The following is an 892-nucleotide window of genomic DNA, read 5'->3' on the forward strand; positions in this document are numbered from 1 at the left end:
GTGTGTCCCGGACATAAACACAATCGTTCCGAAGAAATGACTCCCCTCTGGGTCGATGCTGTTCAGATCGTTCCAGAGATCCTCGAAGTGTTCGTCTTCCCACGAGTACCGCCGTTGGTAGGATGGAATACGAAATCGCTCGTTTTGATTGAACAGATCCCCGATTTCCTTGGGTCGGATTTGTTCCGCTATTTGCATCTTGCTCCTTACTGGCTTTTCAACCCCTATAATGATTAGTTCATATCGGAAGAAAGCCGGGCGAATCTCCAGCTTTATCACTCAATTATTATCGGTAATCGATTTAGTAGGGATTTCCGCATCCCCTTCGTATCTCCGAACCATTCGAGTACCAAATTCTGTGAGATCAGAGAACGTGTAGACGGTTATCCCATTTAAATGACTATTGAGAATTCTTAATGAATTCCTCTTCTTATCACTAAGACCATCTCCAATTACAATTATTCCTCTCGGCTTTAGCATATGAATTCCGTCTTCGAGATTGATTTGAGCTTCATTCATCTCGATAGAATGGATATAATCCTCTACTTGTGCAATCGCTCCCGACAGCTCGGAGCTGGCTTTGTGTGTGTCGTGTGATGAATCTTCGACTAGGACTGTCTTTGAGGGGGTCTTTATTTCGATTATGTCGTAATACCCATCAACTGATTCCATACAGAAATCTACCTCGTCGCCTCTCGTCAATTCCCGAATGTCTAGCCTTTGTACATACTCGTGTCCAAAGAGCCAAGGGTTGTTCTCTAAGAATTTCTGATATTTTTGTTCTCGTTCTTCTTGCTCAACTAACTCCTTATACTCTTCCAGTTTGTTTCTTGTCCGCGCATGTTTAATTGCATATTCTGCTTTTATTGCCTCTTTCTCAACAACTTCGTCA

The 892-nt window shown here is 42.8% G+C and carries 2 protein-coding genes; both read right to left on the minus strand.

The genetic code is table 11. The features are described 5' to 3' along the window. Positions 1–198, minus strand: a 198-nt coding sequence (locus DVK07_RS24435) for a DUF262 domain-containing protein (protein WP_394338896.1), incomplete at its 3' end; no start/stop codon positions are given. 81 nt (positions 199–279) lie between these two features. Beyond that, positions 280–892: Shedu immune nuclease family protein (locus DVK07_RS19800; RefSeq protein ID WP_147441265.1), on the minus strand; the 613-nt coding region annotated here is incomplete at its 5' end.

Origin of the sequence: Halorubrum sp. Atlit-26R (assembly GCF_003666015.1) — an archaeon.
GTDB lineage: Archaea > Halobacteriota > Halobacteria > Halobacteriales > Haloferacaceae > Halorubrum.